At 64.5% G+C, this 664-nt stretch carries 1 protein-coding gene; it reads right to left on the minus strand.

All coding sequences use genetic code 11. From position 1 onward, the window contains the following. Nucleotides 1–52 precede the first annotated feature (52 nt). Nucleotides 53–664, minus strand: a 612-nt coding sequence (locus tag EP376_RS22680; RefSeq protein ID WP_240652499.1) for an EF-Tu C-terminal domain-related protein, incomplete at its 5' end; no start/stop codon positions are given.

Here is a 664-nt window from a genome sequence, read left to right on the forward strand (position 1 = left end):
CCTGAATTACGGAGCAAGGCGGGTTTGTCCGCCTTGCTTTGGTCTGGTCTGGTTACTCGATGATCTTCGAGACGACGCCGGCGCCGACGGTGCGGCCGCCTTCGCGGATCGCGAAGCGGAGGCCGTTTTCCATCGCGATCGGGGCGATCAGTTCGACGTTGAACTTCAGGTTGTCGCCCGGCATCACCATCTCGGTCCCCGAGGGAAGCTCGACCGTGCCCGTCACGTCCGTCGTCCGGAAGTAGAACTGCGGACGATAGTTCGCGAAGAACGGCGTGTGACGGCCACCTTCGTCCTTCGTCAGGATATAGGCCTCGGCCTCGAACTTCGTGTGCGGCGTCACCGAACCCGGCTTGCACAGAACCTGGCCACGCTCGACGCCCTCACGGTCGACACCGCGCAGCAGCGCACCGATGTTGTCGCCCGCCTCGCCGCGATCCAGCAGCTTGCGGAACATCTCGACGCCCGTGCAGGTCGTCTTCTTGGTGTCGCGGATGCCGACGATCTCGATCTCGTCGCCCACGTTGATCACGCCACGCTCCACACGGCCGGTCACAACCGTGCCGCGGCCGGAGATCGAGAACACGTCCTCGATCGGCATCAGGAACGGCTGGTCGACGGCGCGCTCAGGCGTCGGGATCCAGCTGTCAACGGCTTCCATCAG

This window comes from Alexandriicola marinus, assembly GCF_004000435.1.
GTDB lineage: Bacteria > Pseudomonadota > Alphaproteobacteria > Rhodobacterales > Rhodobacteraceae > Alexandriicola > Alexandriicola marinus.